The organism is Flavobacterium cellulosilyticum (assembly GCF_004349355.1).
GTDB lineage: Bacteria > Bacteroidota > Bacteroidia > Flavobacteriales > Flavobacteriaceae > Flavobacterium > Flavobacterium cellulosilyticum.
In genome coordinates this window covers 115541-130514 of the sequence record NZ_SMFK01000005.1, presented here as the reverse complement: position 1 = coordinate 130514, position 14974 = coordinate 115541, and the positions used below count along the sequence as shown (strand labels likewise).

Genomic DNA, 14974 nt, shown 5'->3' with positions numbered 1-14974 from the left:
AAGAACTATGTTTTTCTTTAATGAAAATAGCTGGTTAGCAGCTGCCATTATTATCTTTTTAAGGTATTTCTTAATTGCTGGAGTTGCTTATTTTGTTTTTTATATTTGGAAGAAAAACAAACTTTCTCATTTAAAAATCCAAGAAAAAAACCCAACACCAATTCAAATTAAAAAGGAGTTTTTTTACTCAATGCTTAGCTTACTCATCTATAGTGCGACTAGTGGCTTGGTTTTGTATTGGTACAAATTAGGGGTTACAAAAATTTACTTTGATATAAATGAATATGGCATCACCTATTTAATAGGCAGTGTTTTTATCATGGTTGTTATTCACGACACTTATTTTTATTGGACGCATAAATTAATGCACAGCTATAAATGGTTTTATCGATTTCACAAAATTCATCACTCCTCTCACCAACCTACACCATGGGCTGCCTTTGCTTTCCACCCGGTTGAAGCTTTTATTTCTCTAGGAATAATTCCTTTGATAATTTTTATTATTCCAACACATCCAATTGCTCTGATATTGTTTCTAATAATAATGACAATTTATAATGTATTAATCCATTTAGGTTATGAAATATTCGCAAAGAAAAGTGTTTTACACTTTATTGGAAAATGGAAAAACACAACCAGGGATCATGATTTACATCACGAAATTGGAGGCCGTTTTAATTATGGATTGTATTTTTCCTTTTGGGATCGCATAATGGGAACCTATTTAGAGAAACAAACAACATCTTTTGAAAAGAAATTATTATAAAAATCAAAGAATTAAAAGTACTCTTAACGGCTTAATATACTATATTCGAAAGAGTTAAAAACATTAAATTCTATTAAACCCTATTTATCTTAAAACAACAAAGCCCATTCTTTCGAACAGGCTTTGAATATTGGGTTAAAACTAAATCTAGTTTTTATTGCTTCTAATTTTTCGTGCTAAAAGGGTGTTTTTAAGCAACATGGCTATCGTCATTGGTCCTACTCCACCCGGAACTGGAGTGATAAATGAGGCTTTTTTACTTACTCCATCAAAATCAACATCACCTGTTATTTTATATCCTTTTGGGCTTGTAGCATCATCAACTCTAGTAATACCAACGTCAATTACAACAACACCATCCTTCACCATATCAGCTTTTAGATAGTTAGGAACTCCTAAAGCAGTGATAATAATATCGGCATTTTTTGTAAACTCTTCAATATTTTTAGTTCTACTATGTGTCAAAGTCACAGTTGAATCTCCAGGATAGCCCTTGCGACTCATTAAGATACTCATTGGACGACCCACGATATGGCTACGTCCAATAACTACAGTATGTTTTCCAGAAGTTTCCACTTCATAACGTTCTAACAATTCCATGATTCCATAAGGAGTGGCTGGTAAAAACGTTTCCATTTCTAATGCCATTTTACCAAAATTAGCAGGATGAAAACCATCTACATCTTTATCTGGATCAATAGCCATCAAGATTTTTTGTTCATCAATGTGTTTTGGCAAAGGCAACTGAACAATATAACCATCTAGATTGTTATCCTCGTTTAGTTCTTTTATTTTATTAAGTAATTCTAATTCCGTTATCGTTTCTGGCAAAGCCACTAAAGTAGATTCGAAACCAATTTGTTGGCACGATTTTACTTTACTACCAACATAAGTTAAACTAGCTCCATTACTACCTACAATGACAGCTGCTAAATGAGGCACTTTTTGTCCATCCGCTTTCATTTTTGCTACTTCAATAGCAATTTCGCTTTTTATATCTTCTGATGTTTTTTTTCCGTCTAGTAGTTGCATTAATTTTGGTTTAAAAGTTTAAAAGTTTAAGGTTTAAAGTTTTATTGAATACCCTTTAAAATAAAAACATTAAAACAAGTTGTCTTTTTTATAGCGTTTAAAATTAAGTATCTGAGCTCATTCCAGTATCACAAAACTGAATACTAAAAACTAATCTCTAAATACTTTTTTATCTCATTCCTGGTCCTCCTGGCATTCCACCTTTCATATTCCCCATCATTTTCATCATGTTCTTTCCGCCTGGACCTTGCATCATTTTCATCATTTTGCTCATTTGTTCAAACTGTTTCATCAGTTGATTGACTTGCTCAATTTTTGTCCCAGAACCTTTTGCAATTCTGGCTTTTCTTTTTACATCAATTAAAACAGGTTTGGATCTTTCGATAGGAGTCATCGAATGGATTATGGCTTCAATATGTTTGAAAGCATCATCTTCAATTTCTACATCTTTCATTGCTTTTGACGCACCCGGAATCATTCCAACCAAGTCTTTCATGTTACCCATTTTCTTCACTTGTTGAATTTGGGATAGGAAATCGTCAAAACCAAATTCATTTTTGGCGATTTTCTTTTGGATTTTTCTAGCTTCTTCTTCGTCAAATTGTTCTTGTGCTCTTTCTACCAACGAAACCACATCTCCCATTCCGAGGATACGTTCCGCCATACGAATTGGATAAAAGACATCAATGGCATCCATTTTTTCACCAGTACCAACAAATTTAATAGGTTTGTTAACTACTGATTTAATTGATAATGCAGCTCCACCACGTGTATCACCGTCTAATTTAGTTAAAATTACACCATCAAAGTTTAATCTATCGTTGAACGCTTTTGCTGTATTTACTGCATCTTGACCCGTCATTGCATCAACAACAAATAAAGTTTCGTGAGGTTGAATGGCTTTGTGAACATTGGCTATTTCGGTCATCATGGCTTCATCGACAGCCAAACGACCAGCGGTATCCACAATCACTACATTGAATCCATTTGCTTTAGCATGTTTGATTGCATTTTGGGCAATCTCAACGGGGTTTTTATTTTCTGGTTCTGAATATACTTCAACTGCAATTGAATCTCCAACAACATATAATTGCTGAATTGCCGCAGGACGATAGATATCACAGGCTACCAAAAGTGGTTTTTTACCTTTTTTAGTTTGAAGATAATTTGCTAATTTTCCAGAAAAAGTAGTTTTTCCAGATCCTTGCAATCCCGACATTAAAATAACTGTTGGAGTCCCAGAAAGATTGATTCCGGCAACATCTCCACCCATTAATTCCGTTAGTTCGTCTTTGACTAACTTCACTAATAATTGTCCTGGTTGAAGGGTTGTTAATACGTTTTCACCAATTGCTTTTTCTTTTACTTTAGTAGTAAAATCTTTGGCAATTTTAAAATTCACATCGGCATCCAATAAGGCACGACGCACTTCTTTTAAAGTATCGGCAACGTTTACTTCAGTTATTTTTCCGTGCCCTTTAAGAATATGAAAGGCCTTGTCTAATTTATCGCTTAAATTATCGAACATAATTGTAATTATCTATATTGAGGTGCAAATATAAGCTAAAGTTGTAAAGTCTCAAAGATAGAATGTTGTAAAATTTCGATATTTATCACTAAAAAACGAGCCAAAATGATTGGTTATTTGATTCCTAAATTTTAATTTATGTGATTGTTCTCGTTGTTACGTTAGAATTTTAAAAAATTAAATTTGATAACTTTTAAAAAGTGGTCCAATCTTGTTTTGCGTGAGGGATTAAAGTGGAGCTCTTTTTTTATCCCGTTTTTTTTTCGGGATAAAAAAAAGCGGGAACGGAAAGCCCGACCCGTAGTTTTTACGAAGGGTCACGCCATAGCGTAACTCGTGATTTTTATACTAGTTTTTATCTAAATAGAGGTAATGATTGTCATAGCCGCCTTCTACTTTTCTAAAACGCAATTGAGAATTATTAAATTCAAATAATTTCCAATCTTCATCTAATTGATGTAATAAGTCAGGACTAAAACTTATTTTAAATTCTCTATTACCATTATCTATTCTGGTTGTCCATTGCCCCATAGTAGTTATTCCTGATTTTGAAGCAGACACTGATTGATCTTTTTTGAATACAAAGACGTAACCCGAGTATAAAAGTGTATTGTCTTTTTCATGGTAGGAATAAGATATTTTCCATGAATATTTAGTCAAAGTATCTATAAAATCAAGTAAAGGATTGCTGTTTTTAGTGCAATTGTCAATTGCATATTTAATTTCATTTTCAAATTGGGAATTATTCCCTATTGATTTCACATTTTTATCAGTATCAACAATAGTAAATGGATAACTCAAAGCAATAAACTGACTTTCATTTAAATTTTTAATAAAATTAAAAAGAGATTGATTGCTTGTAATCTGAATTGAACTTGCTATTTGATTGGCACTATTATAACTATTGATTTTAATTGGATAATTAATAGTTATGCAATTGATTTTAAATAAAAGATCTGGTTTTGAGTTCCAATTGGACAGCAATAAATCAAATTCCATTTGATTTTCAACAACTTTTTCAGTATAATCATAAAAAGTCAATGTAATTGGAAAGTTGATTTTTACAACTGCATTTGCATTTGCATTAATTACATTATGTACTTTTTGATAATCAGAAATAGAATTGATTACTATACTTACGTAATTTACAGCAATTGTATAAGGTAATTTTATAGTAAAATAACTGGATTGGTCAATTATATTATCATCAGCAGTATTCACCATTGCAACCCTTTTAAGCTCAGTAGTAAGTGGTGAAAATTTTGTAATTGTTGCCTGATTGTTATAAACTTGTTCCGCTGTTTCACTTTGACAAGAGAAAAGCAGAAACAAACTTATTAAAGTTAAAAACTGGAAATATTTTTTACTTAACATGGTAATTTTAATAATCAAAAGTAATGAATTTTAAACTTATTAATTTTATTCTATATAATTTAACTAAATCGGAACTAAAGTTAAAAAAATTAATTTTATTCGAAAATAATTATATTAATGCTGCGTTTAGATTTTCTAAGCGAACAATACGTTTTCCTAGACTACTATAAAACAATTTAGTTTACTTTTACCCTACTAAAAATTTATTTTATATGTATTTTAAAAAGTTAAAACCAAAAGATATAAATGTCAAATAAAAATAGGTCTACTACTTGTGATGAAATCATTTTTTCGTCATTTTTTAAAAATCATTTTAAATCATTACGGAATTATCTTTATTACAAATTTGGAGATAGAGATCAAGCAGAAGATTTGGCTCAGGATGCCTTTATAAAACTTTGGCAAAATTGTGCATCGGTTCCAATAGAAAAAGCAAAATCCTACGTCTACACTATTGCAAATAACAGTTCTTTAAATCAAATTGCGCATCAAAAAGTGGTTTTACGATATGCAAAAAACTTTGGTGGATCAGATAAGACAAATGAAAATCCAGAATACATTTTGGAAGAAAAACAATTTCAATCCAACCTTTTGAAAGCTATTGAAGAATTGAACGAAAAACAAAGAGTCACTTTTTTGATGCATCGAATTGATGGAAAGAAATATAGTGAAATTGCTATCGAGTTAGAAATTAGTGTTAAGACAGTCGAGAAACGCATTCATCTAGCTTTATTAACTTTACGAAAACAAATAGATTTATAAAAAGTAGGGTGAATAGACATCTAATTGTTTTAATATAACAATACCAATACAATGAAAAAAAATTACATATTGGCCAAATGGCTAAACAACGAATTATCGGATATGGAACTTGCCGAATTTCAAGCGAGTCCTGATTTCGAAAAATACAATAAAATAAAAAAGCATAGTTCTCATTTAGAAGTTGATGAAATTGATGAAAACAAAATTTTAGGAAAAATACTTCAACACAAAAAAGCAACTCCTAAAATAATTCCAATGTACAGAAAATGGATTGTTAGAGTAGCCGCTATTTTTATTTTGGGACTTAGTATCACCTTTGTGATGAAAAATTTTGTACCGCAAACACAAACTGCCGAATTTGGTAAAACAACTACTTTCTCCTTACCTGATAATTCAGAAGTGGTACTGAATTCAGGCTCTGAAATTGAATACAAAAAATGGAAATGGAATGCTAACCGAGAAATTGAATTAGAGGGAGAAGCCTATTTTAAGGTTGCCAAAGGCAGTCGTTTTGAAGTTAAAACAAATTTGGGAACGGTAGCTGTTTTAGGAACTCAATTTAATGTTAAAGCTAGAAAAAACAGACTTGACATCACTTGTTATGAAGGTCGAGTAAAGGTGAATTATGAAGACACTCAACTTATTTTGACACAGGGTCAAAACGTAATATTTGAAAATGGAATACAAACAAACACTAGTATAAACGCATTAAAACCAGAGTGGATCGACCATCAAATTGCGTTCAATAAAGAAAATATTAGCAATTTACTAGACGAAGTTCAAAGGCAATATAACATTATAATTGAATTACACTCTAAAGACACCAACGCCCTATTCACTGGTAAATTACCAACTAATAATTTAGATGTTGCATTACAAATTATAGGAACGACCTATAATTTAGAAGTTAAAAAAGCAGCAAAAAACAAAATAATTTTTGAACAAAAATAAATGCTCCATCACAAACGTATTGGTGTCTTATTTTATTTCTTTTTTCTTGTGCTGAACGTTTCAGCTCAAGAAAAAAGCAAAGTTGTAGCATTGAAAAATATATTAATCGAAATTGAAAAACAGCATATAGTTAGTTTTAATTACACCGACGATAATGTGGATGGCATTCAATTAACTCCTCCAAATAAATCACTTTCGTTAGATCAAAAACTCAGATATCTCGAAAAAAAGACCACTCTTTCTTTTGAAAACATTAACAATAAATTTATCAATATTTATAGTAAAAAACATCTTGAGTCAAAAATAATTTGTGGGTATATTTATTCCAAAACAGACAACCAACCCCTTGAAAACGTCAATATAAATTTTGTTGATGCCAGCCGAATTATCACCAACTCCAATGGCTATTTTGAATTTAAAAATAATATAAAAAATTATTTTTGGATTAGTCATGTCGGATTTATAACACAAAAGATTTCGATAGTCAATATAGACTCTAAAAATTATCTTAAAATAGTATTAGAACCTGAAGTTACTGAACTTCCAGAAATCAAAACCAATGCTATTTTGGCATCAGGAATTTCAAAAAACGCGAATGGATCATTTGAAATTAAACCAAAAAAATTCGGAATCTTACCAGGATTAATTGAACCCGATGCATTACAAACGATGCAACAAATCCCAGGCATTAACAGTATCGATGAAAGTGTAGCCAGTATCAATGTCCGTGGCGGCACTCATGATCAAAATTTATTTCTTTGGAATGGAATAAGAATGTACCAAACGGGACATTTTTTTGGTTTAATATCGGTCTTCAATCCAAATTTAGCCAATACAATTTCAATATATAAAAATGGAAGTTCGGCTTTTTATGGTGAAAGTGTGTCTAGTGTAGTTGCTATTTCTTCAAATAATGATGCGATTGAGAAAGATAATTTTAGTGCCGGAATCAATATGATTAATGCTGATATTTATGCAAAGCACAATCTTTCTAAAAACAGTTACATTGAAGTTTCTGGACGAAAATCCATTACTGATTTTTTAGAGACTCCAACCTACAAAGAATATTTTAATAAAGTATTTCAAAACGCCACTATTACTGATTTTTCACAAAATCAAAACATTGACTATCAAAGCAATAAGAAATTTAGTTTCTATGATGCTACAATAAAATATTTTCAAAAAATAGGGCTTAAAGATCAAATTATAGTCGATTTAATAACCATAAAAGACAATCTCAATGTTATTCAGAGCGCCACTATAAATAATTCAATCGATTCTGAAAAAGATGTTTTGCGTCAAACAAATTTTGGAGGCAATTTATTTTGGAAACGAAATTGGAATAATTTTAATACTACAAAAATAAACACTTACTATTCCTCTTACGAGCTTTTAGCCGATAAAACCATAACAGATGGAAATCAAATAGTAACACAACAAAACACTATTCAAGACAATGGTATAAACATCGAAAACAATCATATTCTGAGTTCAAAATTCACATTTAATAATGGATATCAGTACAATGAAATAGGTGCAATTAATTTAGATCAAGTGAATAGTCCTAATTTCTATCGGAAAATCAAAGATGTATTAAGAACCCATGCGCTAATTCTTGAAGGAAAATACAATGATACCCTTTCGAAAATATATTTGAACATAGGAATGCGATACAATTATATTGAAAAATTCAATAAATTTATAGTAGAACCTCGATTACAGTTTAATTATGGTCTTAACAAAAATCTAAATCTAGAAGTTTTAGGAGAATTTAAAAGTCAAAATTGTCAGCAAATAATTGATTTGCAAAAAGATTATTTTGGAATTGAAAAAAGACGTTGGATCTTATCAAACAATAGTACTGTTCCTATTCAAAAAAGCAAACAATTATCAGTAAGTCTGTTCTATAAAAAGAACAATTGGTTGCTAAATATAGAGAACTTTTACAAGAAAGTGGATGGAATAACGAGCTCAAGCCAAGGTTTTCAAAACCAATTAGAATTTTTAAAAATAACGGGGAACTATGTGGTTTTTGGAACCGAAATTCTGATTCAAAAAAAAATAAATCACTTTTTAACTTGGTTGAGTTATACCTATAATGACAATAATTACCAATTTCAAAATTACGAATACCCCATTTTCCCAAACAACTTTGAAATGGACCATAACCTTTCTTGGGCTGGGATTTATGAAAAAAATAATTTTAAAATTGCTTTGGGGGCAAAATGGTCTTCCGGTCGACCTATAACTTCTCCACGTAGTACAGAAGTAAATGCATCTAATCCTGAAATTGTATATAACAGCCCAAACAACACTAATTTAAACCCTTTTTTCCAAATTAACCTTTCCTCTACTTATAAATGGGAAACTATAAAAGGCATTCAATTTAAAATAGGTGTATCTATAGTAAACATCTTGAATAAGAAAAATGAAATTAATGAATTTTATAGAATCAGTCCTTTGACAAATTCTATACAAGAAGTAGAAACATACTCTCTTCAAAGAACTCCAAACCTGAGTTTTAGAGTGCAGTTTTAATCCTATTTTAAAAATTAAATTTCCATGTAAAAAACTAATTATCAAATATTTAAATTACATTTAAAAAATTAAAAGTAAAACACGGTAGGGTAAGCTACATCAAAATTGTTGTATTATTGGAATCAAATAAACATATAATATGACTAGAAAAGAATTTTTTGCTCGAGCTGGCTTTGGTGCCGCTTCAGTTTTGGTGCCAGCTTGTATCTCTGGTTTAGCATTGAGCTGTAGTACAGACGGAGGAAACTCCAGTGTTGCACCAACAAATGTAGATTTTACTTTAGATACTTCTACTGGATCTTTATCCGTAGATAAAGGATATTTAGTTTCGAATCAAATTATTGTTGCCCGAGTTGATGCCTCCACTTTTATTGCCGTTTCAGCAGCATGCACTCACGAAGGAACAAATGTAAATTATGTTGGACCAAGTAATTCTTTTCATTGTCCAAATCACGGTGCCAATTACAGTAACACTGGAATACACTTAAACGGACCGGGCTCAGCCAATTTAAAACAATACAATGTTACTCTTACCGGAAATTCGTTACGAGTCTATTCCTAATAGTTTAATATTTAAAACCCCAAAATAAATTATGAAAAAAATAAATAAAATAATTCTTATAGCATTATTAGTTATTGGTCTTTTGGGAATCTCAAGTTACTATTATGTAATGTATGGAGGAGCAAGAAATTTATCCAATGAAGATACCGCTTTTACCGTTACCGCAAAAAGTATTTCAAATGAGTTTGCTGCTAATGTTGAAATATCAAATAAAAAATATCTTGAAAAAGCAATCGCCATAAAAGGAACCATCACAAAAGTAGCTGGCAATGAAGTGATTATTGATGATTACGTTATTTGTAATTTAAAAGAATTAGACCCTTCCATCCTAAAAAACCAAGTCATAACATTAAAAGGTCGAGTAGTAGGTTATGATGACTTAATAGGAGAGTTAAAACTAGATCAATGCTTTAAAGCATTTTAATTTCTAACAAAAAATTATTAAAAACTAAAATAAATTAAATGAGAAAGAAATACTTTATAGGTTTTATGTTTATCTTTTTTACGACTGGAGCCCTTTTTGCCCAAGATGACTTGCTGAATCAATTAAACAATCAATCACCTACTGAAAAACAAATTGTACCAGCTGCTTTCAAAGGATTGCAAATATGTAATATGCAATCGACTAAATTACCAGCACAAGGCGAATGGTATATGGTTGTTTCGCATCGCTTTGGAGATTTGACTAATGGGCTAGATAATTTTTTTGGATTAGACAATGCTTTAACAAAAATTGGTGGCATTTATGGAGCTACAAATTGGCTTTCGCTAGGCGCTTCACGACACACCTATAATAAACTATATGAATTAACAGCAAAATACAAATTTGCTAATCAGATAGAAGATGGTTTTCCGGTTACCATTGTTGGATATAATACTATGGACATTAATAGTGAATTAAAAAAAGCGGCAAATCCAGGAATAAAATTCACCAATCGATTGGCCTATACTTCTCAATTAATAGTTTCAAGAAAATTTTCGGAATCTTTTTCATTTGAGGTTGCCCCTATTTATTTACATAAAAATTTATATGAATATGGTATAGATCATAAAGATCAATTTTTTGTTGGTGCAGGTGCTCGCTACAAATTATCAAAAAGATTGAGTCTTAATTTAGAATATGCAGCTCGTTTGGAATTTGTTGAAGGATTTGTATCTCCTTATCAAAATCCACTATCTGTAGGTTTGGACATCGAAACTGGTGGTCACGTTTTTCAATTGGTATTTTCAAATAGTCAACCTATGAATGATGTAGCCGTATTTTCAAACACTACCGGAAATTGGAATGGTGGAAGTATCTATTTTGGTTTCAATATGTACAGAGTTTTTTAAAAAATAAATAAGATTATATTATGAAAAATATACAAATATTATTAATCCTTATCAGTTCAATATTCATTGTTTCTTGTGAATCGAACACCTATAGTGACATCGCTGTTGTTACAAATCCTACTTATAGTGCCAATATAGGTCCAATTATTAAATCCAGCTGTACAAGTTGCCATTCTGGAAATGCACAATCTCCAAACTTAGAAACGTATGCCGAAGTAAAGGATGCCACTATAAATGGTGAACTAATATGCCGAATTGATCAAACTCAAGCTTGTGGACGAGTAATGCCACAATCAGGTTCTATGCCAAAAACAACAATTGCTATGTTTTTACTATGGCAAACCCAAGGATGCCAAAATTAAAATAAAATCTATATAAAAAACATGAAAACGAATAAGTTAATAATAGCAACAATATGCCTCTTAGCTGGAAATATAATTTTCTCGCAAAAATTGATGACTCGCAAGGGAGAAGTAAAATTTGAGGCTTCTATGGCTGCTTTTGAAGAAATAGCAGGAACAAACAATACGGCCTCTTGCATTCTTGATGAATCTACTGCTGATTTTGCCGCTTTAGTTCTTATAAAAGCTTTCAAATTCAAATCACCTTTGATGGAAGAACATTTTAATGAAAATTATATGGAGTCTTCTAAGTTTCCAAAGGCTAGTTTCAAAGGTAAAATAGCAGGTTTTGATGTCAAAAAATTATCCGTAACAAAATCTACTTATGATTTAGAAGGAGATATAACAATACATGGTGTTACGAAAAAGATAAAAACTAAACTTAATCTTTCTCAAAATGGGGACAAAATTATTGCTACGAGTGTAATTTTCGTAAAACCGCAAGATTACAAAATTGAAATTCCCAATCTTGTAAAAGATAAGATTGCCGAAAACGTAAAAATATCGATGAGTTTTACACTTGAAGCAAATTAATTAAAATACTATTCAAAAATAAAAAAAAACTAGTACTACTTACTTTATTTTGTTTCATTATCGCCAAAGCACAAAACAAAACTATTTTTGAAATAGCCCGAAATGGAACATTGTCTGAAATTCAATCAATATACAAAACAAATCCCAATTCAATCAATTCAGTTAACGAGAACAAATCAAGTCCTCTTATATTAGCTTGTTATAGAAGCTATATTGAGGTTGCTAAATTCTTAATAAAAAATGGGAAAGATATTAATTATAGTTCTGATATGGGAACAGCACTTATGGCTGCAACTTATAAAAATCAAACTGAATTAGTAAAATTATTATTAGAAAACAAAGCCAATCCCAATACCACTGATGCCAACGGAACAATAGCATTGTTACTAGCTGTGCAATTCAAAAACATTCCATTAGTCAAAATACTTTTAGAATATAATGCCGATAAAACCCTCAAAGACAAAAAAGGAAAATAGCTTTTTAATATGCAGTTTTTTCTGAAAACGAACCAATAATTAACCGATTAAAGTAAATCTATGAAAAAAATTACTCTTCTAACATTGTCAATGACTAGCCTTGTAGGTTTTTCTTAACAAAAATCTACTGGAAATATTACGATGTCAACCAATATGACAGTAAATTTAACATTAGACAACACAAAACTAAAAGCAACAATGGTACTTACTGGTCCATCAGACAGATGGTTTGCTTTACAATTTGGAACTTTTGTAGTTGGCGATGGAATGGCTCTTGGAAAAGATTTTGTATATGCCGACGGCACAACATTAATTGATGGAAATATGGTAGATGTTGGAGTAACACCAAATACTGATGCAATCCAAAATTGGGCAATTACCTCAAATACAATAACATCAGGAATTAGAACTATAATTGCACAACGAGATTTATCGACTGGCGATACCAATGATTACACATTTAATTATACAAATTCAACAATAGATTTTGCTTGGGCTCGTAGAGGTAATGCAGGTTACACACTAAACAACCACGGAGGAGGAAATCGTGGTTATGTTGTGAGTGTTCCGCTTACAACAACTTTGGGTATTGAAGATTTTTCATTGAAAGCATCTTCAATCTATCCTAATCCATCAAACGGTAGTTTTAGCGTTGAAAAAAAATCAGGTATAGACAAAATAAATGTATATTCTCAAACAGGTTCACTTATAAAAACTATTGAAATGAGTGACAAATCTAATAAAGTTGAAGTAACCTTGGAAAGTTTGCAAAAAGGAATTTATTTAATCGAATTGCAAAATGGAACAGAAAAAACTTGGAAAAAAATAATTATAGAATAATTACTAATCCTTTTTTTTTAACTATTTCTTTTCATAAAAAAAGACCTCAAATGAAGTCTTTTTTTATTTAGTTTTTATGCTATTACATTCTTTCCGGAACATCAATTCCTAATAATTGAAATGCTAATGCAATAGTATCGGCTACTTTTTTTGAAAGCTGCACTCTAAATACTTTTTTGTCTAAATCATCTTCACCTAAAATAGAAACCGCTTGATAAAACGAATTGTATTCGCGCACTAAATCATAAGTATAATTTGCAATTAATGCTGGACTGTGATTTTGCGCTGCATTTTGAATTACTTCAGGAAATAATTCAATTTGTTTTACTAATTCTTTCTCTTTTTCATGTAACTGAACTATACTCGATGTAACACTAAAATCAAAATTAGCTTTGCGTATTATTGATTGGATTCTAGCATAGGTATACTGAATAAAGGATCCCGTATTTCCAGCAAAATCAACTGATTCTTTTGGGTCGAAAAGAATTCGTTTTTTAGGATCCACTTTTAATATATAATATTTCAATGCACCAAGACCAATGGTTTTGTACAATTTTAATTTTTCATCAGCAGAAAAACCATCTAATTTCCCTAAATCTTCGGCTATTTTTTGAGCAGTTTCAGTCATTTCAGTCATTAAATCATCCGCATCTACGACTGTTCCCTCACGTGATTTCATTTTCCCTGAAGGCAAATCCACCATTCCATAAGACAAATGAAACAAGTTTTTTGACCAATCGAAACCTAGTTTTTTCAATATCAAAAACAACACTTTGAAATGATAATCCTGTTCATTTCCCACCGTGTAAACCATTCCTCCCACATCTGGAAAATCTTTCACTCGCTGAATGGCTGTTCCAATATCTTGTGTCATATAAACGGCAGTTCCGTCTGATCGTAAAACGATTTTTCGATCTAATCCTTCCTCAGTCAAATCGATCCAAACAGAACCATCTGGATCTTTTTCGAAAACTCCTTTTTCTAATCCAACTTGAACGACATCTTTTCCAAGCAAATAGGTATTACTTTCGTAATAATAACTGTCAAAAGAAACTCCAAGATTGGAATAAGTTGTAGCAAATCCATCATAAACCCATTGATTCATGGTTTTCCAAAGTGCCATTACTTTCGCATCTCCAGCTTCCCATTTTAATAGCATTTCTTGAGCTTCGAGAATAATTGGAGCTTGTTTTTTGGCTTCATCTTCGGTTTTTCCTTCCAACATTAATTGGGCAATTTCTTCTTTGTAAGCTTTATCAAAAGCTACATAATAATTCCCAACTAATTTATCTCCTTTTAATCCAGTAGATTCTGGAGTTTCTCCGTTTCCAAATTTTTCCCAAGCCAACATCGACTTGCAAATATGAATTCCTCGGTCGTTGATAATTTGAGTTTTATATACTTTTTTTCCAGAAGCTTTTATAATTTCGGCAACGGAATATCCCAATAAATTATTTCGAACGTGCCCTAAATGCAAAGGTTTGTTTGTATTTGGCGAGGAATATTCGACCATTACCGCAGTTTCATCCGAATTTGGTTTTACAAATCCGAAATTATCGATAGTTCTGATTTCATTGAAAAAATCTAAATAGTATTTATCTGAAATAACAATATTCAAAAATCCAGAAACTACGTTAAACTTACTTACTTCCGATACATTTTCGACTAAATAAGCCCCTATTTTATTTCCTAATTCTACTGGATTACTTTTAACAATTTTCAATAATGGAAAAATTACCATTGTAATATCACCTTCAAAATCCTTGCGAGTGGATTGAAATTCAACTTTATCAAGGTTGACGTCAAATAAAGTTTGCACCGCTTTTTCGATATAAGGAGTAAGAATCTGGGATAGGGTCATTTTGTTCTGATTTTAAG

At 31.1% G+C, this 14974-nt stretch carries 15 protein-coding genes; 11 read left to right on the top strand and 4 right to left on the bottom strand.

Annotated elements, in window-relative coordinates:
- Window positions 1-7: 7 nt before the first annotated feature.
- Window positions 8-766, top strand: coding sequence for a sterol desaturase family protein (locus E0F76_RS10115; protein WP_132005097.1), 759 nt, complete (start codon window positions 8-10; stop codon window positions 764-766).
- Window positions 767-913: 147 nt separating this feature from the next.
- Here E0F76_RS10115 and E0F76_RS10110 read toward each other — a convergent pair whose 3' ends face one another.
- The 3 genes from E0F76_RS10110 to E0F76_RS10100 form a co-directional block, all read right to left on the bottom strand.
- Window positions 914-1798 (bottom strand): bifunctional 5,10-methylenetetrahydrofolate dehydrogenase/5,10-methenyltetrahydrofolate cyclohydrolase, encoded by an 885-nt coding sequence (locus E0F76_RS10110; protein WP_132005094.1) that lies wholly within the window; start codon window positions 1796-1798, stop codon window positions 914-916.
- 169 nt (window positions 1799-1967) lie between these two features.
- Window positions 1968-3326, bottom strand: coding sequence for a signal recognition particle protein (gene ffh, locus E0F76_RS10105; protein ID WP_132005091.1), 1359 nt, complete (start codon window positions 3324-3326; stop codon window positions 1968-1970).
- Between the two features lie 348 nt (window positions 3327-3674).
- Window positions 3675-4718 carry a hypothetical protein gene (locus tag E0F76_RS10100; protein ID WP_246022033.1) on the bottom strand — a complete coding sequence of 348 codons (1044 nt, stop codon included), beginning with the start codon at window positions 4716-4718 and terminating at the stop codon, window positions 3675-3677.
- Window positions 4719-4946: 228 nt separating this feature from the next.
- On the opposite strand from E0F76_RS10100, the gene E0F76_RS10095 reads away from it, so the two are divergent.
- From E0F76_RS10095 to E0F76_RS10050, 10 genes are all read left to right on the top strand, one after another.
- A complete protein-coding gene (locus tag E0F76_RS10095) occupies window positions 4947-5462 on the top strand; it encodes an RNA polymerase sigma factor (protein ID WP_132005085.1) in 516 nt (171 codons plus the stop codon).
- Window positions 5463-5513: 51 nt separating this feature from the next.
- Complete coding sequence (locus tag E0F76_RS10090; protein WP_132005082.1) at window positions 5514-6413, top strand: FecR family protein; 900 nt, start codon at window positions 5514-5516, stop codon at window positions 6411-6413.
- Window positions 6414-8951 (top strand): TonB-dependent receptor, encoded by a 2538-nt coding sequence (locus E0F76_RS10085; RefSeq protein ID WP_132005079.1) that lies wholly within the window; start codon window positions 6414-6416, stop codon window positions 8949-8951.
- A 139-nt stretch (window positions 8952-9090) separates the two neighbouring features.
- The gene (locus E0F76_RS10080; protein WP_132005076.1) at window positions 9091-9513 is read left to right on the top strand and encodes a QcrA and Rieske domain-containing protein; all 423 of its coding nucleotides are present in this window, start codon (window positions 9091-9093) and stop codon (window positions 9511-9513) included.
- A gap of 31 nt (window positions 9514-9544) precedes the next feature.
- Window positions 9545-9937 carry an OB-fold protein gene (locus tag E0F76_RS10075; RefSeq protein WP_132005073.1) on the top strand — a complete coding sequence of 131 codons (393 nt, stop codon included), beginning with the start codon at window positions 9545-9547 and terminating at the stop codon, window positions 9935-9937.
- Between the two features lie 38 nt (window positions 9938-9975).
- A complete protein-coding gene (locus tag E0F76_RS10070; RefSeq protein ID WP_181954037.1) occupies window positions 9976-10845 on the top strand; it encodes a DUF5777 family beta-barrel protein in 870 nt (289 codons plus the stop codon).
- A 20-nt stretch (window positions 10846-10865) separates the two neighbouring features.
- Entirely contained in the window at window positions 10866-11207 is a 342-nt protein-coding gene (locus E0F76_RS10065) for a hypothetical protein (RefSeq protein WP_132005070.1), read from the top strand.
- Between the two features lie 21 nt (window positions 11208-11228).
- Window positions 11229-11780: a YceI family protein gene (locus E0F76_RS10060; protein WP_132005067.1), complete on the top strand. Its 552-nt coding sequence runs from the start codon at window positions 11229-11231 to the stop codon at window positions 11778-11780.
- A 110-nt stretch (window positions 11781-11890) separates the two neighbouring features.
- Complete coding sequence (locus E0F76_RS10055; RefSeq protein ID WP_132005064.1) at window positions 11891-12256, top strand: ankyrin repeat domain-containing protein; 366 nt, start codon at window positions 11891-11893, stop codon at window positions 12254-12256.
- Window positions 12257-12409: 153 nt separating this feature from the next.
- Window positions 12410-13096, top strand: a complete 687-nt coding sequence (locus E0F76_RS10050; protein ID WP_165932678.1) for a T9SS type A sorting domain-containing protein — start codon at window positions 12410-12412, stop codon at window positions 13094-13096.
- Window positions 13097-13178: 82 nt separating this feature from the next.
- Here the strand turns inward: E0F76_RS10050 and argS are convergent, their stop codons facing one another.
- Complete coding sequence (gene argS, locus E0F76_RS10045) at window positions 13179-14957, bottom strand: arginine--tRNA ligase (RefSeq protein ID WP_132005058.1); 1779 nt, start codon at window positions 14955-14957, stop codon at window positions 13179-13181.
- Window positions 14958-14974: the final 17 nt, after the last annotated feature.

Excerpts from the sequence above, each read along its gene's own strand:
- ffh (WP_132005091.1), bottom strand. The coding sequence starts at position 3,326 with ATGTTCGATAATTTAAGCGATAAATTAGACAAGGCCTTTCATATTCTT.
- E0F76_RS10115 (WP_132005097.1), top strand. The coding sequence starts at position 8 with ATGTTTTTCTTTAATGAAAATAGCTGGTTAGCAGCTGCCATTATTATC.
- E0F76_RS10070 (WP_181954037.1), top strand. The coding sequence starts at position 9,976 with ATGAGAAAGAAATACTTTATAGGTTTTATGTTTATCTTTTTTACGACT.
- E0F76_RS10110 (WP_132005094.1), bottom strand. The coding sequence starts at position 1,798 with ATGCAACTACTAGACGGAAAAAAAACATCAGAAGATATAAAAAGCGAA.
- E0F76_RS10080 (WP_132005076.1), top strand. The coding sequence starts at position 9,091 with ATGACTAGAAAAGAATTTTTTGCTCGAGCTGGCTTTGGTGCCGCTTCA.
- E0F76_RS10065 (WP_132005070.1), top strand. The coding sequence starts at position 10,866 with ATGAAAAATATACAAATATTATTAATCCTTATCAGTTCAATATTCATT.
- E0F76_RS10060 (WP_132005067.1), top strand. The coding sequence starts at position 11,229 with ATGAAAACGAATAAGTTAATAATAGCAACAATATGCCTCTTAGCTGGA.
- E0F76_RS10085 (WP_132005079.1), top strand. The coding sequence starts at position 6,414 with ATGCTCCATCACAAACGTATTGGTGTCTTATTTTATTTCTTTTTTCTT.
- E0F76_RS10090 (WP_132005082.1), top strand. The coding sequence starts at position 5,514 with ATGAAAAAAAATTACATATTGGCCAAATGGCTAAACAACGAATTATCG.
- E0F76_RS10075 (WP_132005073.1), top strand. The coding sequence starts at position 9,545 with ATGAAAAAAATAAATAAAATAATTCTTATAGCATTATTAGTTATTGGT.
- argS (WP_132005058.1), bottom strand. The coding sequence starts at position 14,957 with ATGACCCTATCCCAGATTCTTACTCCTTATATCGAAAAAGCGGTGCAA.
- E0F76_RS10050 (WP_165932678.1), top strand. The coding sequence starts at position 12,410 with ATGACAGTAAATTTAACATTAGACAACACAAAACTAAAAGCAACAATG.
- E0F76_RS10095 (WP_132005085.1), top strand. The coding sequence starts at position 4,947 with ATGTCAAATAAAAATAGGTCTACTACTTGTGATGAAATCATTTTTTCG.